Origin of the sequence: Sphingomonas mucosissima, from assembly GCF_002197665.1 — a bacterium.
In the GTDB taxonomy this organism is placed as follows: domain Bacteria; phylum Pseudomonadota; class Alphaproteobacteria; order Sphingomonadales; family Sphingomonadaceae; genus Sphingomonas; species Sphingomonas mucosissima.
Genome location: NZ_NBBJ01000010.1, coordinates 1 through 21,347 on the forward strand (window position 1 = coordinate 1; position 21,347 = coordinate 21,347).

Genomic DNA, 21,347 nt, shown 5'->3' on the forward strand with positions numbered 1-21,347 from the left:
CTTGCGGGAGCAGGCAGGCCGCGGCTGAACGGCTGAGTTGGGGCGCATAGCTGCCGCGCCGAAGCCGGCCAATTAACGTCTGCTTACCTCGGTTCAGCGCTCCAAAGCGGCCATTCCGGGTCCCACCCTTTAGGATCGCGGATGAGCCGCCTGGTTCCCAATCTTCCTCTCGGCGGCCCGCAGCGAGACATACTCCCGAAGAAGCTGCACCCGACGCGGTCGAAAATTGCTTACGCCCCGTTCCAGCGCTTCTATCCGGGGCACCTCGAACGTTCGATAATCATCGCGTAAGAGGCACCAGGTCACGAGCATCAAGGTCCGGGGGCTGTAAGACATACCAAGCGGCATGACCTCGCGCTCGGTACGCTCTCCTTTTGCGTCGCGATAAGCGATCCGAACGCTAAACTCATCCCAGCAGGCCTCGCGCAGAAGATCGAGGTCGATTGCGATGGCGGCGCGCGGCTCGGGCGGGCGCCAGGATCGCATCGTCGCATGCGCCGCCTGCCGCGCCTGACGATCCGACAAGGTGGCGACGATCCTGGCGAGTGCATTACGACCCGCGGTAGTCAGCGCATCGTCTCCAAATGCTCCCAGGCTCGCAACGCCCAGCATCAAGGCCTCGATCTCAAGGCGGGAGAAGCTCTGCGGCGGCAGGGCGGGATCCTCAGTCAGCGTGTAGCCGTAACCAGCCGTTCCTTCGACCAGAACCCCGCCTGCACGCAGCGTTGCGATGTCACGGTACAATTGTCGTGGCGAGATTTCCGTCTCCGCCGCCAAGCGCGCCGCCGTCACCGGCTTGGGAAGCCGCCGCAGCGTATCGAGCAATCGCATCAGGCGATCCGAGCGAGCCATACCTACTGCCGGAAACTGTCAGGAACACCTCCGTAAAACGTTGGGGTCATCAAACACAAGGAGCAGCCCGATGCGCACCCTTTTTATCTCGCCCAACTCGCGTTCCGACACTGTTGTCGCACTCGTTCGCATGCTCTCCGCCGATGTTGAGTTGAGAGAGGTGACGATCGCGCGGCAGGACGGATCAGGCAGTCGCGATCCTGCCAATCCGCATCCCGAAGGCAAGGTGCCCTATCTGGTTGATGGCGCCGATACTGTTCGCGAACGGGGCGCGATCATGCTCTATTTGACGGACGCCTACCCCCATGCGGGCCTCGGTCCCATGCCTAGTGAGGCGGGCCGCGGCGCATATCTGTCTTGGCTGTTCTATTATCAGGGCGTCATCGAGCCGCTGCTCATCCTGAAGTGGGCGGACGTCAGCCACCCAGCGATCACCGCCGGGCTGCGCGACTTCGACACGATGATCGAGCGGCTTGCCGAACCGCTCCGTCGAGGGCCGTGGCTGCTTGGAGAGCGTTTCTCCGCGGCCGACATGCTGTGCAGTTCCCCGTTTTTCTGGTTCGTCGACATGATGCCCTCAGAACCGGCAATTCGCGATTGGGTCGCGCGCTGCGGCGAGCGAATGAATGCCGACACTAAGTAGCGACGAGCAGGCACTGGCAGAACGATGGGCGCTCTTCTTGCCAGTGCCGCTGCCGCCACCTGCTTCCCGCGGCCTGGCTGGCCGTGAACGGCATTCACGCGCTCAGCGTGGCAACGATCCAGCAGCGGTAACAAGATTAATCGCCAATGCGGCAAAGCCGATCCAGTGAGGTCCATCAGTATGCTGAACTAGCTTAGCGGCGTAATCGCCCCGACGGCGACGGCCGCCGGTGAGCGTTCCTGAGAAACCTTTCAGGTCAGCGGCAACAAAGCTGCGGCTTATTTTGTCCAGCACGGGTCGCACTTCTCCGATGCGACTGCTCCGGCAGCGCGGAAGAGCGCGGCTCCCGGGGCGGCGCTGAAGAGCTAATCAGTGACTGCGGTAACTAGCCGCCGCGTTACTCTGCCCGTTGAATCGGCATCGGACCGATCAAAAGCGAGCGCTCAGTCCAAGGCGCACGTCGCGGCCCACCAGGGGGGCGTAGTCTTTGAGAAAGCTCGCGTGGCGGCGCGCTTCCACGTTGAACAGATTGGCCGCCGTCAGGGTGACGCGTAAGTCGCGCTGGGCCCAGGGCTTCCAATCGCCACTGATGTTCACGAGTGAGAAGCCGCGCGTTGCGGTTTCGAAGCCGGTGGTGCGCGTCTGGCGAGTGGTGCGTTCGCCCTCCAGCCGCAAACCCCATGATCCGCCCCGCGCCTCCATGCCGCCGCCGAACCGCAGCGGCGGGATGCGCGGCGCTGGGCCGAACCCGTCGATCGTCGCCTCAACGGCATCGACCAAGCTGTCGACCGCAAAGGACACCGGCCCTTCGACGAGGCTAGCCTGCGCCTCGACCTCGAACCCGCGATAGGTCGCGTCGCCCTGCGCGAACTGAAACACGGGCAGGCCATCGATAACGGCGCCGGTTTCGAATTCGTAGATGTAGCCGGCGAAGCGCGTGCGATAGGCAGCGGCATCGATCCGCCAGCGCCCGCCACCCAGCCGCGCCACGAGCTCGACGCCGCGCGCGCGCTCGATGCCGAAATCCGGATTGCCGATCTCGTAGCTCTGCGTGCCGATGTGCGGACCGTTGGCGAGCAGCTCCTCCGCGGCCGGCGCGCGCGCCGTGCTCGACAGATTGACGCCCAGCTTCAAGCCGCGCGCCGCGGTGACGAACGCGCCGCCCGCGATCGATCGTGCGGTGAAGCTGCGATCGAAGCCGATCTGTTGCGACAGGATGCTGGTACGCTCGATCCGGCCACCCGCCTCGAACCGAACGGCGCCAAGATCGAGTTCTTGCAGCGTGAAAACGCCCGCCTGCTCGGTCATGTTCGGCGGCACAAATGCTTCCGCGCCGACCGCCAGAAAGTCGCGCGCGAAATATTGCGCTCCGCTGATGCCCTGCCAGGCGCCGCGCCGGCGCTGCTGAAGCTCTGCGCGTGCCTCGATCCCCTCGTTGGCAAACAACGTGCCGACGCCGCCATCCCCCTCGCGCTCGACATGCGCGTAATCGGCATAGCCGGCGCGCAGCGACAGCCGCTCAAGCCACCCGCGGCCCAACACCACTGACGCGCGCAGATCGGCGCGCCATTGCTGCGCGTCGATCAACACCGCCTCCTGCTCGGCGCCGGGTGTGAGGTCGAAGCGGATCGGCAGGCCATAGGCGCTCTCGTAGCGGGTCACGGCAAACCCGAGATCGCCGCGAGAGTCTATCACGGCCGCCCCGAGATTGGCGGTGCGGGTGCGCGATGCGGTGTTGGGCAGCCGCCCGCGCAAGTCGGCGAGTTCGCGTATCGCGGGATCGCTGCTTGCCCGTGCTTGGGCGCGCAACGGCGCGGACAGCACCGGGCCGCCGATCCGCGCATCCTCGGTATCCGTCAGGCTGCCGCCGCCTGAGATGACGATGTTGTCGGTCAGCCGCACGGCAAGGTTGGCCCCCGCCGACCGCTCGTCGGCGGCCGAACCGAAGGAGGCGCGCACCTGGGCGGCGATCCGATCGTCCGGCACCGCGACGGGGATCCGCCGGTCGAGCACGTTGACGACACCGCCGATCGCCGATGAGCCAAAGCGCAGGGACGCTGGCCCGCGCAGGACCTCGATCCGCTCCGACAGCAAGGGATCGATCGCCACGGCATGATCGGCCGAGGTGTTGGACACGTCAAATGCGCCGATTCCGTCGGTCAGCACGCGCACGCGCTCGGCGCCCAGCCCGCGCAGGATCGGGCGTGACACGTTGGGGCCGAAGCTCGTGCCCGACACGCCGGGGAGCCGCGCCAATGCCTCGCCGATCTGCGGGCGCAACTCGCGCTCCAGCTTGGCGCCATCAAGCACCGATACCGGCGATGCGCTGTCACGCGGATCGCGCCGCAAGATTCCGGTGATGACGATATCTTCCGGCTCCGCGGTGCTGGAAGGCGGAGCAGCCGCGCCGGATTCTGTTGCCGCCGCTACCGCGACCAGAAAGGAAAGCAAGGTCGCCATTCAGTCCGCGATCACCGGATCGATGACGGACAGCAGCCGCGTCTCGCCCGTGCCGGCGATCGGCCGAGATCCGTGAAGGATCGGCGCTTCGTCAAGCATCGGGCGTTCCTTGAAGATGGCGACCTCACCGGCACGCATCTGTTCGATCGCGGGCGGCGCTTCGCTGCGCACCCATTGGATCGCTGCACCGTGATATGTCGTCAGCATGCGATAGGTCACATAATCGGCGTGGAAGCGCCGGCAAGCATCGAGTGGCTGTCGTTGCTGCATGATCCCCGGCAATCTCGTGCGCACCTTGCGGGATGCTCCGCCGCGTTTCGCACGAGACGCGGTCTGCTGGTTCGTCCGCATCCTGATTGCACTTGCCGGGCTCGCCGATCCCAAGCCGATCCTGCGCACCCTGATGACGAACGAGCGCTGGTGCAGCGCTACAGCCTCGACAGGGCCGTGACGACGATCATTGCCGCTACCGCCATCGCCACATCGGATACGCAGCAGGAGTCGGAAGGGCAGGCAGCCGCGGCGGACCGGCTGCTGCTGACCAAGACCGATCTGGTGTCTCCGGACCGTGTCGAGGCCCTTGCAACGCGGCTGCGGACGATTAACGCCGCCGTGCCAATCACCCCCATGCTGAACGGTGAGGTCGATCCAACTCCCTGTTCGGTGCGCGCTTTTCACGCGCCGACGCTTTGATTTGCCTGGCGAAGCGTCATAGCTGCCGATGGTCACGGCCGTGCGTAAGCTTTCCTGAGGGAACCCATCAAGTCAGCGGCAACAGAGCGCCAGCTTGCTTCGTCCAGCACGGGTCGACCGCTCCACTAGCCGTCAACATCTTGCCCGTCACGCCAGCACGCTGCTTGCCGGCAAGGATCGCTTCCGTCACCTCCGGCGACAGAAATGCGAGCCTGACCACGCGCGTGAGATAGGTCGCGCTGACTTTTTCACGCTCTGCAAGGCGCGTGATGTCCATCGTGCCTTGGCGCAGTTCCTGCCACCATCGACGCGCGAGCATCACCAGCCGCACCAAGGAGATGTCCGGCGTCGCGCTTGGCGCAAGGCCACTCCCCTCGACCAGCCGCATCGCGCGCCCTGTGCGCGTCAACCGTACCGCCGTGTTGATCGCAAGCGTCGTCGGCTGGCCAGGCTGGACGCTGACCCCCAGTGCGGTCGCGATCGCTTCCGAGCAGCAGATCACCTCGACGCGGCCGTCGCTGACTTGGACTTGGCGCAGCATAGACAACGCGTCAGCTTGGCGGCGGCGTTGGCGTGCGGCGAGTTCGGCGCAGCGCTGCTGAAGATCGGCGTATCGGTCTGCCGGCACGTCAAGTCTTGCGCCGGCGACGAGCTCCAACGGATCGTCGAACAAGGTGGCGATCCTCCCGGCAACTAGCGCCTCGAGATCACGTGCCGGCATCCGTGTGCCGCTGTCGCTTCGCTTGTGATGCAGCTTCTCGCTGACATAATAGCGGTAGGGGACCGTCTTGCCATTCGACGCTGTCTTGGTCGCATGTGTCGCGATCAACGGCTGACGCTCCTGGTCGATGATCTTGCCGGCGAGCAGAGACGGTCGCTCCTTGCGGGTACGCGACTGTCCCTGCCGATGCTCGGTAAGCATTGCCTGTACACGATCGAACGTCTCGTTATCGACGATCGCGGGGTGGTTGCCCGGATGGATCTTGTCGCGGTGTGCGATGCGGCCGGTGTACACCACGCGGCGGAGCATGAGGTACAGCATGCCTCGTGTGAACGGCACGCCGCCCATCGGCTTGCCGCTTCCGGTCACGCGTTTGGGCGCGACGGTGCCGCTATGCTTCAACTCAGATTCAAGCTGGCGCACACTACCGAGTGCGAGATAGCGCGCGAACACATGCCGCACGAGCGCTGCATGCTCTTCGATGACGACGAGGCTGCGCCCCTCAGGCCGATAGCCGAGCGGCGAGACGCCGCCCATCCACATGCCTTTCGCCTTGGAGGCCGCAAGTTTGTCGCGAATACGCTCGGCGGTGATCTCGCGTTCGAACTGGGCGAACGAGAGGAGCATGTTGAGCGTCAGCCGGCCCATGCTGCTGGTGGTGTTGAGCGCCTGAGTGATGCTGGCGAAGCTCGCCTCGGCTTTCTCGAACGTTTCGACGAGCTTGGCGAAATCGAACAGCGATCGGCTGAGCCGGTCGACCTTGTAGACGAGGATGATGTCGATATGCCCTGCCGCCACGTCGGCGAGCAGGCGCTTCAGTGCTGGGCGGTCGAGCGTGCCACCGGAGAAGCCGCCATCGTCGTAGCGCTCGGCTAGCTCCACCCAGCCTAAGGCCGCCTGGCTGCGGATATAGGCGCTGCAGGCTTCGCGCTGCGCATCGAGGCTGTTGAAGTCTTGCTCCAGCCCTTCGTCGCTCGATTTGCGGGTGTAGATGGCGCAACGGATCTTTGCCCGGTTCACGCCGCCGCCTTCTTCTTCAAGCCGAAGAACGCCGGGCCAGACCAGCGCGTGCCGGTGATTTCGCGAGCGACTTCGCTGAGCGAGCGCCACTCGCGCCCGTTCCAGTGGACGACCTTATGCTTATCGACTGTGACGACGTGGACGCGGCCGCGCCATTCGCGAGTCAAACGCAGCGGCGCGAAGGGTGAAGTTGCTGGTGAGGCGCGCGCGAGGTGGTCGATCATCCGCGTTGTTTTGCCGCTGATCCCGTTGGCGGCGCGCGCTTGTAGCTCCCAAGCGAGGGCTAGCCGCAGGATCTTGGGGCTTACCCTCGGTACCGCGCTATTGGTCAGGTCGATCCAGCGTGCGTGCAGTGCTGGTGACGCCAGCGACTGGAGCTCGGCCAGTTGCTCTTCTAGCGCGGTCATTCCGCAATGATCCGGTAGCAGGTGAGGCCACTCGGTTGCTTGCCCTTCTCGAGCACGTGCCCTTTCTTACGAAGGCCGGTGAGCGCTGCGCGTGTGGTGTGGGGCAGCCACCCTGTGGCTTCGGTGAGATCGTTGAGGGTGGCACCGCTTTCACGCAGCAGGAGTGCGATGACCTTTGCTGCTTTGGTCTCGCGTTGCGGCGTGGGTTGCGGTGCAATCTCTTGGGCTACCAGGTCGTTGGCGCCTATAGCCGCGCATCCCGCCGGTGTGATGAACACGCCGTACCGGGCGTTGCCTTCCAGGTGCGCGAAAGCCGTTAGGTCTTGGGTTTGGCTGGCTTTCACCCACCCCCGTCCCAGCAGAGCGGCGATCGACCGACGGACGGTGGGCGGATGTGTCGCATTCTGCGGCAGCGGGAACAAGCTGCCGCTCTGTCGGGAAGCGGCGTGGGTTAGCAGTAGCGACTGCATGGGGGTTATCTTCGGCATGGTGGCTCCCTCCGGTACGGGCGGCCAATCGCCGCCCCACCAGCCACAGCCCCGTCGATCGGTCGATCGGGGCACGCTCGCCGGGCTGCCGATGCGCCTACGAGTCGAGAGATGCTGTCGCTCTGGTGCGCTTAGAAGTCGAGCCTAACGCGCTTGTTCTTAGGATCTTGCTTTTCCGCCTCTGCCTAGCTCAAGTTTAACTTGCTCTTCCCACTGAGCCGCAGCCCGGAGAAAATTCACCACGGTCGGCACAAGCTAAAATGGCAATACGAGCTTACCGTTGGTGAACGGTAGATGGTCTGTCTTGCGGGCCACTCCTGACCCATTCGCATCGAAGCTTACCTTCCCTCCACCGCGTTGAGGATCGCCTTGCCGTAGTTGGTTTTCTTGAAACGTTCGCCGGCTGCGCGGGCCTCGTCGGTGCTGATCCAGCCCTGGAGGTAGGCGATTTCCTCGAGGCAGGCGATCTGGATGCCCTGGCGGTGCTGGAGCGTGCGGACGAACTCGGACGCTTCGAGCAGGCTGTCGTGGGTGCCGGTGTCGAGCCAGGCATAGCCGCGGCCCATCTGTTCGACGTAGAGGTCGCCGGCCTCCATGTAGAGCCGGTTGATGTCGGTGATTTCCAGCTCGCCGCGAGGGGAGGGCTGGAGGTTGCGGGCATAGTCCACGACGCGATTGTCGTAGAAATAAAGGCCGGTCACCGCGTGGTGCGACTTGGGGCTGGCGGGCTTTTCCTCGAGGCTGAGCGCGCGGCCGTCCGGGGCGAGCTCGACCACGCCGTAGCGCTCGGGATCCTCGACATGGTAGCTGAACACCGTGGCGCCGTGGGTGCGGTTGACCGCGCTCGCGAGCAGGTCGGTGAGGTGCGCGCCGAAGAAGATGTTGTCGCCCAGCACCAGCGCCACATTGCTGTCGCCGATGAAGTCCGCGCCGATGGTGAAGGCCTGGGCGAGGCCGTCGGGGCTGGGCTGTTCGGCATAGGACATCTGGAGGCCGAAGGCCGCGCCATCGGCGAACAAGCGCTTGTAATTGTCGAGATATTCCGGCGAGCTGATGATCAGTACCTCGCGAATGCCGGCGAGCATCAGCACCGACAGCGGGTAATAGATCATCGGCTTGTCATAGACGGGCAAGAGCTGCTTGTTCACCGCCAGCGTCGCCGGGTGGAGCCGCGTGCCCGAGCCGCCCGCGAGAATGATGCCCTTCATGCCTTGGTGGCTCCGATCAGTTCGTCGAGGATGTCGCTGAGTGCGTCCTGCCAGGGGCGCGGGGCGATGCCGTAAGCGGCACCGATCGCGTCGTGGCTGAGGAGGGAATTCGCCGGGCGCCGGGCGGGTGTCGGATATTGATCGGTGGTGATCGGGGTCACCTTGGCCGTCACCCCGCCACGCTCGGCCGCCTGGCGGAAGATTTCGGCCGCGAAGCCCGCCCAGCTCGTGTTGCCGGCATTGCTGAAGTGGAACGTGCCGGTGGGGGCGGCATCGTCCTCGATCAATCGCTGCGTGATCGCCATCAGCGCGCGCGCGAGATCCGCGGCGCTGGTCGGCGATCCTCGCTGGTCGTCCACGACGGTGAGCGTGTCACGCTCGGCGCCGACGCGCAGCATGGTTTTCACGAAATTGTTGCCGTGGGCCGAGACGACCCAGGCGGTGCGCACGATCACATGGCGCGCGCCCGAGGTGCGCACCGCGAGCTCGCCGCCCAGCTTGGACGCGCCATAGACGCCGAGCGGGGCGACGGGATCGGTGACTTCCCACGCGCCAGCCTTGTCGCCGGCGAAGACGTAATCGGTCGAGACCTGGACGAGCGGGATCTTGGCCTTGGCACAGGCTTCGCCGAAGGCGGCGGGGGCCATGGCGTTGACCGCCCAGGCGGTGACGAGGTTGCTTTCCGCCTTGTCGACCGCGGTATAGGCCGCGCCGTTGATCACTGCGGCCCAGGGGCGTTCGGCTACCTTGGCGGCGATCGCAGCGGTATCGGTGAGGTCGAGATCGGCGACGTCGATCGCGACGATCTCATAGCCTTGCGGCCAGGCGCAGCGCTGAAGCTCGGTGCCGAGCTGGCCGTTTCCGCCCGTGACGAGGATCGCCTTTACGCTATCGCTCATGCCTGTTGTCCTTCGTCATGCCGGGCTTGTCCCGGCATCCAGCGGGCCGCACAATCACTGGCCGCTGGGTTTGCGGCACCCTGGATGCCGGCACAGGGCCGGCATGACGAGGGGAGGGAGGCCATCACGCCGCCCATCATGCCGCCACCCCGCGCCGCTGCGCGGCGCCGCGCTCGACGATCGGGCGCCACCAGCTTTCGTTGTCGAGATACCAGCGCACCGTCTTCTCGATGCCGGTCTCGAAGGTTTCCTCAGGCCGCCAGCCGAGCTCCTGCTCGATCCGCGTGGCGTCGATCGCATAGCGCTTGTCGTGGCCGGGACGATCGGCGACCGAGGTGATCTGCTCGGCATAAGGCTTGCCGTCGGCGCGCGGGCGCAGCCGATCGAGGATGCCGCAGATCGTGTGGACGACCTCGATGTTCTGCTTCTCGTTGAACCCGCCGACATTGTACGTCCGGCCAAGCTCGCCGCGCTCGAACACCGCCTGAAGCGCGCGGACGTGATCCTCGACGAACAGCCAGTCGCGGACCTGATCGCCCTTGCCGTAGACCGGCAGCGGCTCGCCATCCAAGGCCTTGGCAATCATCAGCGGCACCAGCTTCTCGGGGAAGTGATACGGGCCATAGTTGTTCGAGCAATTGGTGATCAGCACCGGCAGGCCAAAGGTGTGGCCCCAGGCGCTGACGAGATGGTCGGACCCGGCTTTGCTGGCCGAATAGGGCGAGCGCGGGTCATAGGGCGTATCCTCGGTGAACAGGCCTTCCTCACCCAGCGAGCCATAGACCTCGTCGGTCGAAATATGGTGGAAGCGGAACCGCTCCTTCGCGTCGCCCTTGAGGCTTTGCCAATAGCTGCGCGCCTCGGCGAGCATCGTATAGGTGCCGACGACATTGGTCTGGATGAACGCGCCCGGCCCGTCGATCGAGCGGTCGACATGGCTCTCGGCCGCCAGGTGCGTGATCACGTCGGGCTTGAACTCGGCGATCGCGGCGCGGACCGCCTCGGCGTCGCAGATGTCGCCCTGGACGAAGCGATAGCGGTTCGACTGCGCCACCCGCTCGACGGTCGACAAGGTGCCGGCATAGGTCAGCTTGTCGAAGTTCAGGACCTCGTGAGTAGTGTTCTCGATCAGGTGCCGGACGAGCGCCGAGCCGATGAAACCGGCCCCGCCGGTGACGAAGATGCGCATGTCTGTGTCCTTCAGGCGAGCGGGGCGAGGGGATTGCCGTCGTACTCAAACGGGCTGTCGAAGTCGGCGAGCGTCGGCTGGACCTTGTCCTTGTCGGACAGTTCGGGCGCGGTGCCCGCGGGCATTGGCCAGTCGATGCCGGCGCTGTCCCAGCGGATCCCGCCGTCATGGTCGGGCGCGTAGGTGTCCGAGCATTTGTAGGTCACTTCGCAATCGGGCTCGAGCGTGACGAAGCCGTGCGCGAAGCCGATCGGAATGAACAGCTGGTGGCCGTTCTCGGCGGAAAGCTCCGCCCCGACCCATTGGCCGTAGGTCGGCGAGCCGCGGCGCACGTCGACCGCGACGTCCCAGATGCGCCCGCGGATGCAGCGCACGAGCTTGTCCTGGCCCCGCGGCGGCGTCTGGAAATGCAGCCCGCGAAGCGTGAAGGCGGGGGCGGACAGCGAATGATTGTCCTGCACGAAGCGGCAGGTGATGCCGAGCTTGGCAAAGGCGGGCTCAGAATACACCTCGGTGAACCAGCCACGGGCATCGCCAAAGCGCTTGGGGCGGATCAGTTGGACGCTGATCATATCGTTATTCGTCCCACCATTCTCCGAGGATAACTTGAAGTTATGCTACCGCGCGGTACAATAGTTTATGTTGAACACTCGATTATCATCGAAAGCGAGAGAACCGAGCGAAAGCCTACACGCGAAACCTGCTTATCAGCTCCACAACATCTACATGCCTGGAAACCGTTTACTTTCGCAGCGCGTCTCAGAATTCGGGTCGGCTGGTGATTGTTGGCATGTTAACATCGCACAGGCCTTTACTCAAAATTCTTTCACACGCTCGCTAGTGCCTCCGTTCTGCTCATGTCAATACGCGGCGTTGCAGCAAAAGTCATTATCCCTTACGAAAGGGGAATAGTGTTTCACCCCGAATCTGACTGACTAGCTTCAGCCGCCAAAAGCTTGAAAAGGTGTTATGTTTCAGCCTGATGTCCGCCAAATCATAATCTTGGGAATTCGCGGGGTTCCCGCTGCTCACGGGGGGTTCGAGACCTTTGCAGAAAGGCTTGCTCTGTACCTGCGGAGTCACGGCTGGGCAGTCACCGTATATTGCCAGGGTAGCGCGTCTGGCGTTCGAGAGACCGACGACTGGAACGGCGTACGCAGAATTCACATCCCTGTAAGCCGCGACGGTGCATTAGGGACAATCGAGTTTGACGCGAAGTGCGTGGCGGACGTAGGTCCGATACCCGGCACCATTCTCACTTTAGGTTACAACACAGGTTTTCTTTGTGCGTGGCTCCGGCTGAGAGGGCGGCGGAACCTAATCAACATGGATGGCCTCGAGTGGAGGCGAGCCAAATACAACCTGGCGGCCAAGGCATATCTGTGGCTGAATGAGAGGATCGCCTGTTGGTCAGGAAATAGATTGATTGCTGACCATCCTGTCATAGCAGATCATTTAGCAACGCGAGCGTCCCGCCACAAAATATTGACAATACCCTATGGCGGCGAAAACGTTCTCGATGCAAATGTCGATCTTCTTCAGCGGTTCGGTGTGAGCGCAGGAAACTTCTTCACAGTTATAGCCCGTCCCGAGCCCGAGAACTCAGTTCTTGAGATCGTTGAGGCGTTTTCTTCTAAAGCACGGGGGGCCAAGTTACTGGTTCTCGGAAGATATGACAGTAATAACGCATTTCAGGACTCGGTTCTTCGCGCCGCAAGCGCTGAGGTCTTGTTCCCGGGCCCTGTATACGACAAGGATGCGCTTGCAGCACTGAGGCTCTACTCGATTGCCTACTTACATGGCCATAAGGTCGGAGGGACGAACCCCTCTTTAGTGGAAGCGCTGGGAGCAGGAAATCCGGTGATTGCTCATGACAACCCCTTCAACAGGTGGGTCGCCGGCGACGGCGGGATCTTTTTCAACAACGCTGAGGAGTGCTCCGCCGCTATCGATCGACTTTTGTTAGAACCCAGCACACGCTTGAAGATGAGCGCAGCGTCGCGGCGACAATGGGCGGAGAACTTCACATGGGAGGCCGTCTTATCGCGATATGAACGCGCGCTGCTTGGAGGACAATAGCATGGTTGCGAAAGGCGCAGCAGCTTACGTGCTCAGGCTTTTACCCCGCCATTGCGGCGGAACAGCCTCGGAGAAGTAGGCGAATGCTGCGGTATATGAGCGCATCCGCTATTGACCGAGGCGTGAGACATGAGCCCTTACAAAGCAGCATTGGGTCGGCGATGACAAACGAGATCACCTTCGCGCTTGCCATCGTCACCTACGGAGAGAGAGCCGGGCTGGCAAAGCGTGTTATTGAGTCAGCGTCTACGCTCGACGAGGTCATCGAGATAGTCGTTATCGATAACGCGAGTGTGAACCCCTTTCGGGTTGAACAGCCGGATATTTCCAACAGCCCTCAGGTCACCGTGATCAGGCACGAGGAAAACTTGGGCTCCGCAGGCGGCTACAATAAAGCCATTCGCTATTTCCGCGAATATGGACAAGCTGACTATTTAATACTAGTAGATGATGATTTGCTGGTTACGTCGAATACCATAGAGGGCTTGCAGAAAATAATATCCACATACTCGGATGATGAAGATCCGACTTTTGTTATTCCTCGTACCGATCGTCCGAGCCAGACTGCAATCTTTGCAGGTATGTCTAGTCCAAACATTCGCAGAAATGCCTTCCACGACTTTCATGCCCTCTACACACTCCGATCAATCGTTAGTGCTCGTCGCAAAGTCTCAATTCCGGCCACTTTCGTGGATATTGATCATGCTCCATATGGTGGCATGGTTATATCTAAGGCCGTTTCCCGCTCTGCTGAGTTACCAGATGTTAGGTTTTTTGTATACTGCGACGATTATGATTATACAATGAAGATCCGAAAGTCTGGCTCTCGTGTTCTTCTTGTTGATGTAACACCTTTGTTGTCAATCGACAAGTCGTGGAATCACGAACGGCGTAGAGCACCCGCGGCGTTTTATCCCGCCGCTCCAGATGTTCGAGTCTACTATTCTACCCGGAATAGGGTAGCCTTCGAGATGCGCTATACAGTTACTAATTGGCCATTATACATAATCAATCTGCTCCTCTTTCTTCTAATCGGCACGATTGTGGCTGCTGTCGATGTTGGTATCAGCCATGATTTTATTCGCCGCTTGCGCCTGATATCCCGGGCTATTCGTGATGGCCTGACAGGGCGCTTGGGCGTTTACGCTCCTGCCCGCGGCTTCGTCTCCTAATGCCGACGCGCATGTGGCTCTGAGATACGTATGAAGTTGTCGAGCGCTAGAACTCGCCGGGTCGCGGCATCCGTTCTCCTTAAGCTCTCAGGAGCAGCCCTATCCTTTCTATGGCAACTCCTCGTTGTTCGATCTCTGGGCCCTGTCGTGGGGGGGGTCGCAATGGTCGCTCAATCTCAGATTAGAGTTATCGGGACCATAGGCGCACTCGGTCGAGATCGCGCACTGACGATATCTCTCCCGTTATCGCGTTCACCGCATGAGAGGCGGGAAGCGATCAATGCCGCGCAAACGGCCAGCATTATCGCATCCGTGGTGATCCTGGCTTCACTCATCCCGATCCTCTTCCTTGTCCAGAAGACCGGATTGCACCTGTCATACCTAGGGATTATCGCAACCGGATCCGTGAGCTTCGCGGTTCTCGTAGTGCTGTCTGGTGCCGCCAGAGGAATGGGCCAGCCGCTTGCCGCCGATATCGGGTTCACGGTTCTTCCCTTTGCGGTGAGCGGCATCGCTTTCATTATCGCCGCAACCTGGCTTGGGTGGGGCGCAACCGCAGCGATCGTCGCAAGCATCGTTGGGCAACTGACAGCTCTTATCTACTTAAAGCGCGTTGTTGCCAAGTCCAGATTACCCAGTAGCGCATCAGACCGAGTAGAGCAGTGTGAAAGCCGCCCCAGACGCAATCAGTTCGGGTTAACTCAGCTGTCCGTTGCCGTATCGGCTACATTCTCTGCTATGTATCCCGACGGGCTGTTGATCATAATTGGTTTCGTCTCATCGTCGGCGAGTGCGGCTGCGTTCGGGATAGCTATCCGCTATATTCGTATTGCACGCTTCATCCCCGTCTCTTTTCTCCACGTTAGGGAGGCTGCACTCTCATCGCTTTGGACGCAGGGCCGTCTTTGCGAGCTCCAGCGCGAAGTCCGCGATATCGCGGCACTGTCCTTTCTTTCATCTATGCCCGCGCTCGCCGGACTCTTTCTATTTTCCCACTTCTTGTTAGAAGTATTTGGTAAAGGGATGTCTGAATACGGACCAATACTTCAGATTGTTGTCATAGGCGAGCTCGTCAATGCGTTAGCGCTTATGCCTACTTCGGTGCTTTTAATGAGTGGAAACGCAAGGCCGCTCGCGGTTATTTATCTCTCGAGCTACGGCTCGGGGCTGGTAGTATCGATCTGGGCAGCCCAGATGTACGGCGGTAGCGGTGCAAGCTGGACATTCGTCGCAACAAACGTTGTTCTCTCAATTGCTACGAGCACTGTATGCGTTCGCCTGACGGGAATCAGAGCCGACATAACTTCTTATAGTTTAAAATGGCTTGCTCATCGCCTGAACGGCGCGAAGCGCATCTAACAACGAGATACTCACGAAAGTGCGTACAGCGGTCAACTCACGCAGCCCGAAGCACTAGGCCCGATATGATGTGGAAACAGATTGAACATCTCGCCAGCTGAGGCACTTAGCACCCGGGCAGCAGGGTCGTTAGATTTGATAAGTTATGACACGCGCTCTCACCACGGTTACCGGTTTTCTACCGCGCTTTCGATTAGCACAGCTAAAGCTTCTATTCGGATTTCGGTATTTTGCTAAATCAAGATTAATCAACCCTACGTTCATACTTGGTCTCTGTGGGTGAAGTCTATGTATAATATCGCTATCGTTCCGTATCGGACACTTGGGTTTGCTGTTAAATACGGTTTTACTGTCAGGGATCTCATGATCCTTCGCGCCTTGGAGAGTAGTGAAAACGTCGTATCTGTTGATTGGTTTGAGCGACCTACATACCCTTTTGAAAGAGCAGCTCGCCGCGGACAAAAGCTGCTGTTGAGCGATAAGATCACTGTTCACCGCTCGACGACGATAAACCCTTTCCCTGTCATACGTGACAAACGACTTTGGACAATTGGCGCATTGAAAGGCCAGGAGAGGAAATTAGACGTATGGGCTTCTAAGTCGAGTCACACCAAAGTTATCCTTGATTTCCATCCGTTTTACATTCCGCCCGTTGAGATCATCGATCGCGAAGACGTATTCTATTGGTATGACCTGATAGATAACTTCACGAAACACAATGTTTTCACAGGAAAACAAATCGAAGCTGTTAAAAGAAAATACGCGTGGGTAAAGGAGTCCGCCGCCTTTGTTACCGGGGTTAGCCAAGCCGCCTTGGTAGACTTCCCCCGCTCTGAGGCAGTTCCTAATCGCCTCCTACTCTCCTCGCGCGACCAAGATAAGGCGCGCGTGATAGGCATGGCAGATTATGATTTCGGTTTTACTGGTTTTATCACAGACAAATTTGACGTCGACTTCATAGCAAGACTAAGCGACTTAGGTTACAGCACACTTATTCGTGGCAGGGCTTACCATCCGGAGATTGCAAGGCGGCTATCAAAACTTAACCGCGTGACCGTTGGCGGAGAGTACCACGAGTCTGAGCAAACAGCTATTTTTTCTAGATTTAGAGTCGGACTCGTACCGTACAGGCCAGAAAAGTCGCATGACGAGTCTCCTATAAAACTCATCCAGTATCTAGCGAATGGAAAACCTGCTTTAATCTCGAAAGCGTTTGGGGGCATAGAAGACGAGTTTAGTAGATGGGTGAAGGTATATGACGGTATGTCTGATGATGAACTGCATAGTTGCGTCAGCTTGCTAAAGGTTGAGAGCGGTGGGGCTGCGCTGCTCGATGTGGTAAATTCGAGTAAATCGGTTTACTGGAATAGCGCGCTTTCTGGTCTTATCGCGCGTGCATGCTCTTCTTCAGGAGGCTCTTAGTGACTCCAACAAAAGGTGGGGTTCGCTCGATTTGTGGTTACGCAAACCTGTTTACGGGCCGGCTATATCGATTGTGTAATCCAAGTGGATTTGCCCGTCCCACAAAGCCAGCGAACATACAAACGGGAGGGTTTGCCGACGCTGGCGGCAGGCGAAGCTTTACCCGCAAGGCGTTGAACTGAAGGGCGTATGGAGCGGCATGACGCTGCTGGCGTTCGAGAGCTTCGATGATCGCGCACGCGAGGAGTACTTCGACGCCGACCGTTTCTGCCCCCGGCGAGTTTTCGTTCAGAATGGAGCCGATGGTGTCGGCATAAAAACGAAAGCCTTCTCACACATCGTCTCGGGTACTGCCTGAAGATAAGCGGTGCGCAGAAGCGTTGGAAGCGCCGTAACATGGGCTGTGTAGCTAGACTCGGCCATTATGGCGTCGCTCCTCGCCTTGCTGCCATAGGGTGGTACAGTAGGGCATACACACCGAGATACCCACAGGTCGGCAGATAGGAGAAGAGTGCGCCTATGTCGGCAACCAGCTCACCGTCGCGCAGTAGTGGGCGGCGATTCCTTAAGAACGACAGCTGGTCGGGTATAGCCGACACGGACTAGCAGCGGCTGCTGACGTGTAAACAACGGTGGTTAAGCACCGTCCCCAGCCGCGGGGTCGAGCGCAAGAGCAGTTTTTCGGCCTGCGGCTCGAGACACGACATCCCGCAGGATCTCCACTGCCATTGTCTCATCCGGCGCAGACTGAAGTTCGTCACCTGCGTCTACAACGCCCGCCGTCAGACGCGGAGATCACCTCGCCGTCAGTAACCGCCGCGGTAAACGCACCTTAAGCCATCAACCGCCGTCGGGTGAAGAGCTAGCTGGCGACGAAGTCGAACCGGCGGGCGATCAGCGACACAATCGTTTCCGGCAGGTTCGCCTCCTCGACGATCCAGACCTTTGTGACGCTTGGTCGTATGCTCGATCACATCCTTACTTTCATCGAAGAGCGGGACTCTGTCTGGTCACGCAGGGGGGCTACCTGAGGTATGGTCAGCTCCCTCTTGGTTCCAACTACTTGATCCGTGAACCGCAGCGGCACCAACAGCAAGGGTAGGCGGCACTAAACGCGGGGGTACACCCTGGCTTGCTTGGTACCCTGCGTGTGCCGCGGCAGGAACATTCCGACGGCCAAAAAGATGTACACGTTGGCCGGCCAGGCCTCGACAATAGTAAAGGTCAGACCGGCGACGACCGTGATCAACGATAGAGCGAGCACAAACGTCCGTTCGCCCTGCGGCCTTGCTGCTCGCATAGCGGAGACGAACAGCCAGCCGAGCAGAATGATGAAGGTCAAGCCTAGGGGAACGCCCATTTCGAAGAGATATTTAAGGAAAATGTTGTGCGGCTCAATATGAGCAGCGGCTTCGAACAAATCGCCTTGCGCACTGCCGGCGCTACCAACACCGAAGCCGGTCAAAAGCCTGACCGGATGAGCCGCCCACTGATGGCTTGCCTCCTTGTAGGAAATGGACCGTCCCGTGAAACGGGTGTCCTCAGAAGCGGCCGTGAAGGGGTTAGGAATCTCATTGGGCGCACTCACGGCCAAGAGCATGTAAGAAGCAAGGCAGATCAGTGCTGCAATTGCGGCCGGAATGCGAAGTATCCGGAAAAAACTATATGTTACGAGTGCGGCTGCGATGATCAGGCAAGTGCGGGTGTACGTGAAGTATATCGCAAATACCGCAATAGCAGCGAACGCGAGAGACAGATATGGTCCAAATCGCTTCGAGAAAAGAGCGTAGGACAGCAATATAAGGCCTGCTATTCCAGCATGAAATCCAGAAGACAGAAGAGAGAACGCGCGCTGCTCACCTCGAAATAAGTTGGTATATACATCTGAAGATTGGGATAGTAGAATTTTAGAGTCGAAATCTGTGAATAGAAAATGTTGTTTGATCGCGTAAAGTGAGACTAATAGACACGAAATCGCTATTGATTTGTGCACTAAATGAGAGTCTTCTTTTTTCACTAAATAGCCTAGAACCAAGGCAGTGAGAATCAGAAAGCTTTTCCGCAATCCGGGTATAATCGCCTCGTATGGGAATTCCGGCACCGTGAAAGTTAATACTAAAGCGAGGATTGCTGTTACTATGGCGATGATCAGGCGAGGGCTCCGAACCTTCGGCAGGTTCCACACGACTAATGCAACGAGGAGCAGGTCCGCTAGAAGGATTAGAGTTTGCCCCAACGGAGCCGACACACCACGCGCGCCCGAGCAAACCGGCTCAACCAGAGCCAAAAGCGCTACGGACCAAGCGAATTTCGAGAATCCATTGGACATTTTGGTGGCTACACGCATCTGGGTGCCGTAACGCTAACATCTGGCGGCCGCAACGACACCCACTTAGACAGCCTTCGTTAAAGCGAGGGGTCGCGTTGAAGCTCCTCAACGCGGCTCTTGTTACTGCCCAGGCTGGCGAACGCCGCATCAACGTGACCAGCTTCAAAAGTTTTTAATCGCCTAGCTAGGATCATTCTAGTTGCAAATAGCACTGTTACCGTCAGCTCGCTCGAGCCATTGCCGAGCTGGCTCAGGAGTTCGGGATGGCTCAGCGCTGGCACACGCTGACGGCTCCAGGTAGCACACTCGCGTTCAAGCTGACGGCGGCTATGCATATCGACTGTCAGGGTGCTCGACCGACGTCCGCCGTGTGTCGGCTACCCCGGATGCGGTTGGAGTCTACAATGAGCTGGCCGAATCCGTGGATCGAGATCGCCGCTCCCGCCGCCCCAGAGAGACCACCCTGATTGCAATTCCGAATGAGGTTGCGACGGATGGTAGCGCCCGAAACTATACCGTGTATCATGTGGGGTGTTGCGCCACAGGCGAACCTGCTACTGAAGCGATTACCCAGTTGAATGCCCGGCCCTGGAGCTCCGATAATAGTGTTGCGTCTGACATCTACGCCAGCAGTCCCGTAGATGCCGATGCCCGGGCTGCGCCGCCCAGGCTCTGACGGCGCGAAACGCAAAACGTTCCCATCTACAACTACGTTTTCAATCGCTGCGGCGCCACTTGTTGTCGTCACGATGATCAAACCGGTTTGAGATCCGTCCGGTAAATTAGGATCGGCCCCGATTTCGTTGGCGGCAATCGTTATGTTTCGCGCTCTATCGCATGCCTCTGGCTCCACACCGATTACCTCACGAAAAGCTCTTGCGAACCTGTTGCCCGAGATCGACGCGCCATCAACAAGGCCAAGCTGCACCCCGAAGTTCCCGCAATCGTCGAGAGAACAATTGGTGACCCGCACATTTCTGCTCAGCAGGCGTCGCTCCCGTCCGCTGGCGGTGAGCACGCTGGAAACGGCCAAAACTCCCGACATTGACTTCGATCGTCCGGTCGAGATCAGCCGTTCTACTGTTAAGCCGTCAATACCATTGAAAAGAATGCCGTGCTCTACACCAGGCTGACCTCGGTCGAGTGCGAAGTTGCAAAGTTTGATGTTGCGGGACCCGGTAAGCCAATCATTTCGTATCAGGCACCCGCGAGGCCCAGGCGCTCCGTCAGACGTTATTATCGAACTCGCGCCGGCCCCAACTAGTGATGATCCACTTGGCATTGTAACCGAACGGCCGCGCTCCATCAAAATAGTACAGTTGGCAGGTATATAGGCGCAAACGTGGTTGCGCGCCGACGCATCGAGGGCAAGCTGAAGTTGACGAGAATGGGGGTGACTAGAACCGTCTTCAACAAAGCTGGTCACGTCAATCTGCCGCTCACGAACTGTGGCTGCCACGGGGGCAGAGATCAAAGCCGCTAATACCGCACGCCTGCTTGCCATTGTCGTCCCATAGGCGATCGTTGAGGAAGCAGCCATAGATGTGATGATGGAAGCGATCTGCAGGATGTATTCCGCCCCCATCATCGAGCCGGTTGCGTCGAGATCAGCCTGGTGGGGTCAATCACCCATAGTGGATATTGGGCCAGGAAGCACACCGGCTTACAGAGCGGCGCTGCTGATGGTTCCCGTTGCCCGTCCGACCGGGCTGTCAGCCAAGCTAATTTGTGAGACGTTCCCCTGCACCGGACCGAACCGAAGTAGATGGGCTGGGTAACATACGCGTTGCTGCTGACAGGGTCCGTGCATGGCACCTTGGTGGAGCTGCTGTGACTGACAGATCATGGAACTCCTCCACGTGCAGGTCTAACACGCCTCTAACCATAACTGTGCCGCTCGCGCGCCTCGTCCTCGGCCCGTTGAGCCCGCGTCCGTAATGGTGAGCGCATTTACAGTCGGGGCGACGGCTAGACTGATGTTGCGAGGAGGCAGCGAACGACGTCCTGCTCGTACCGGGCGTGCGGACCGAGCGCGATTCCGCAGTCAACTAGATGAATGTCGACAAACACAAACTGAGGGGGAATGCATGACGCACCGTTCTCGTTCGAACATATGCGCACCACCGGTCAGCCGCCTGAAGCGCGGCATGATGTAGGCGATCAGCATTCGACCTTCAGCTATGGGAACCATGGGCTGGTCGCCTATTGCGCGCGCGAAATGCTGGCGATGGCGGTGGTGCTCGAGCACCTGGGTGAGGTGCCGGATGGCAGTGGGTTGGCTAGCCGCGCACCAGACGTGACGGTCGGTTGATCCGCAGCTTGCGGCCAGTAACCGGATCGCGTTCGGCGAGCAGCTCGTCCGACCATAGCCGCTGATATTCGAGGAACTGCGTCATGCTGTCGACC

20 protein-coding genes are annotated in these 21,347 nt (G+C 59.9%); 9 read left to right on the plus strand and 11 right to left on the minus strand.

Annotation, left to right across the window (positions count from 1 at the left end):
• Positions 1–129: 129 nt before the first annotated feature.
• Entirely contained in the window at positions 130–831 is a 702-nt protein-coding gene (locus SPMU_RS16390; RefSeq protein WP_245833461.1) for a helix-turn-helix transcriptional regulator, read from the minus strand.
• Between the two features lie 91 nt (positions 832–922).
• On the opposite strand from SPMU_RS16390, the gene SPMU_RS16395 reads away from it, so the two are divergent.
• The gene (locus SPMU_RS16395; RefSeq protein WP_088335447.1) at positions 923–1,495 is read left to right on the plus strand and encodes a glutathione S-transferase family protein; all 573 of its coding nucleotides are present in this window, start codon (positions 923–925) and stop codon (positions 1,493–1,495) included.
• A 429-nt stretch (positions 1,496–1,924) separates the two neighbouring features.
• Here SPMU_RS16395 and SPMU_RS16400 read toward each other — a convergent pair whose 3' ends face one another.
• Positions 1,925–3,955 carry a TonB-dependent receptor gene (locus SPMU_RS16400; protein WP_088335448.1) on the minus strand — a complete coding sequence of 677 codons (2,031 nt, stop codon included), beginning with the start codon at positions 3,953–3,955 and terminating at the stop codon, positions 1,925–1,927.
• Positions 3,956–4,225 carry a DUF1826 domain-containing protein gene (locus tag SPMU_RS16405; protein ID WP_169715761.1) on the minus strand — a complete coding sequence of 90 codons (270 nt, stop codon included), beginning with the start codon at positions 4,223–4,225 and terminating at the stop codon, positions 3,956–3,958.
• On the opposite strand from SPMU_RS16405, the gene SPMU_RS17015 reads away from it, so the two are divergent.
• Both SPMU_RS17015 and SPMU_RS17020 read left to right on the plus strand, forming a co-directional pair.
• Positions 4,224–4,406, plus strand: a complete 183-nt coding sequence (locus tag SPMU_RS17015; RefSeq protein ID WP_169715762.1) for a hypothetical protein — start codon at positions 4,224–4,226, stop codon at positions 4,404–4,406. The genes SPMU_RS16405 and SPMU_RS17015 overlap by 2 nt on opposite strands.
• Positions 4,376–4,648 carry a GTP-binding protein gene (locus SPMU_RS17020; protein ID WP_169715763.1) on the plus strand — a complete coding sequence of 91 codons (273 nt, stop codon included), beginning with the start codon at positions 4,376–4,378 and terminating at the stop codon, positions 4,646–4,648. The genes SPMU_RS17015 and SPMU_RS17020 overlap by 31 nt, the downstream gene beginning before the upstream one ends.
• Positions 4,649–4,715: 67 nt before the next feature.
• Here SPMU_RS17020 and SPMU_RS16415 read toward each other — a convergent pair whose 3' ends face one another.
• The 7 genes from SPMU_RS16415 to rfbC all read right to left on the minus strand — a co-directional run bounded on the left by SPMU_RS16415 (position 4,716) and on the right by rfbC (position 11,152).
• Positions 4,716–6,389 carry a recombinase family protein gene (locus tag SPMU_RS16415; protein WP_140418509.1) on the minus strand — a complete coding sequence of 558 codons (1,674 nt, stop codon included), beginning with the start codon at positions 6,387–6,389 and terminating at the stop codon, positions 4,716–4,718.
• A complete protein-coding gene (locus tag SPMU_RS16420) occupies positions 6,386–6,796 on the minus strand; it encodes a DUF2924 domain-containing protein (RefSeq protein WP_088335452.1) in 411 nt (136 codons plus the stop codon). The genes SPMU_RS16415 and SPMU_RS16420 overlap by 4 nt, the downstream gene beginning before the upstream one ends.
• Positions 6,793–7,284, minus strand: a complete 492-nt coding sequence (locus SPMU_RS16425; RefSeq protein WP_245833462.1) for a DUF3489 domain-containing protein — start codon at positions 7,282–7,284, stop codon at positions 6,793–6,795. The genes SPMU_RS16420 and SPMU_RS16425 overlap by 4 nt, the downstream gene beginning before the upstream one ends.
• Positions 7,285–7,622: 338 nt before the next feature.
• Positions 7,623–8,492, minus strand: coding sequence for a glucose-1-phosphate thymidylyltransferase RfbA (gene rfbA, locus SPMU_RS16430; RefSeq protein WP_088335453.1), 870 nt, complete (start codon positions 8,490–8,492; stop codon positions 7,623–7,625).
• Positions 8,489–9,391, minus strand: a complete 903-nt coding sequence (gene rfbD / locus SPMU_RS16435; RefSeq protein ID WP_088335454.1) for a dTDP-4-dehydrorhamnose reductase — start codon at positions 9,389–9,391, stop codon at positions 8,489–8,491. Before rfbD ends, rfbA begins: the two co-directional genes overlap by 4 nt.
• Positions 9,392–9,527: 136 nt before the next feature.
• Entirely contained in the window at positions 9,528–10,580 is a 1,053-nt protein-coding gene (gene rfbB, locus SPMU_RS16440; protein WP_088335456.1) for a dTDP-glucose 4,6-dehydratase, read from the minus strand.
• Between the two features lie 11 nt (positions 10,581–10,591).
• Positions 10,592–11,152, minus strand: a complete 561-nt coding sequence (rfbC, locus tag SPMU_RS16445; protein ID WP_169715764.1) for a dTDP-4-dehydrorhamnose 3,5-epimerase — start codon at positions 11,150–11,152, stop codon at positions 10,592–10,594.
• Positions 11,153–11,549: 397 nt separating this feature from the next.
• Between rfbC and SPMU_RS16450 the strand changes: the two genes are divergently transcribed.
• From SPMU_RS16450 to SPMU_RS17025, 5 genes are all read left to right on the plus strand, one after another.
• Positions 11,550–12,659 (plus strand): DUF1972 domain-containing protein, encoded by a 1,110-nt coding sequence (locus tag SPMU_RS16450; RefSeq protein ID WP_088335457.1) that lies wholly within the window; start codon positions 11,550–11,552, stop codon positions 12,657–12,659.
• Between the two features lie 161 nt (positions 12,660–12,820).
• Positions 12,821–13,831 carry a glycosyltransferase gene (locus SPMU_RS16455; RefSeq protein WP_169715765.1) on the plus strand — a complete coding sequence of 337 codons (1,011 nt, stop codon included), beginning with the start codon at positions 12,821–12,823 and terminating at the stop codon, positions 13,829–13,831.
• A 162-nt stretch (positions 13,832–13,993) separates the two neighbouring features.
• Positions 13,994–15,190, plus strand: a complete 1,197-nt coding sequence (locus tag SPMU_RS16460; RefSeq protein WP_088335460.1) for a lipopolysaccharide biosynthesis protein — start codon at positions 13,994–13,996, stop codon at positions 15,188–15,190.
• Between the two features lie 288 nt (positions 15,191–15,478).
• Positions 15,479–16,612, plus strand: a complete 1,134-nt coding sequence (locus tag SPMU_RS16770) for a glycosyltransferase family protein (protein ID WP_140418511.1) — start codon at positions 15,479–15,481, stop codon at positions 16,610–16,612.
• Between the two features lie 199 nt (positions 16,613–16,811).
• Positions 16,812–16,970, plus strand: coding sequence for a hypothetical protein (locus SPMU_RS17025; RefSeq protein WP_169715766.1), 159 nt, complete (start codon positions 16,812–16,814; stop codon positions 16,968–16,970).
• A gap of 750 nt (positions 16,971–17,720) precedes the next feature.
• Here SPMU_RS17025 and SPMU_RS16465 read toward each other — a convergent pair.
• The gene (locus SPMU_RS16465) at positions 17,721–18,959 is read right to left on the minus strand and encodes an O-antigen ligase family protein (protein ID WP_088335461.1); all 1,239 of its coding nucleotides are present in this window, start codon (positions 18,957–18,959) and stop codon (positions 17,721–17,723) included.
• A gap of 2,065 nt (positions 18,960–21,024) precedes the next feature.
• On the opposite strand from SPMU_RS16465, the gene SPMU_RS16475 reads away from it, so the two are divergent.
• Entirely contained in the window at positions 21,025–21,252 is a 228-nt protein-coding gene (locus SPMU_RS16475; RefSeq protein WP_088335464.1) for a hypothetical protein, read from the plus strand.
• The last annotated feature ends 95 nt before the right edge of the window (positions 21,253–21,347 follow it).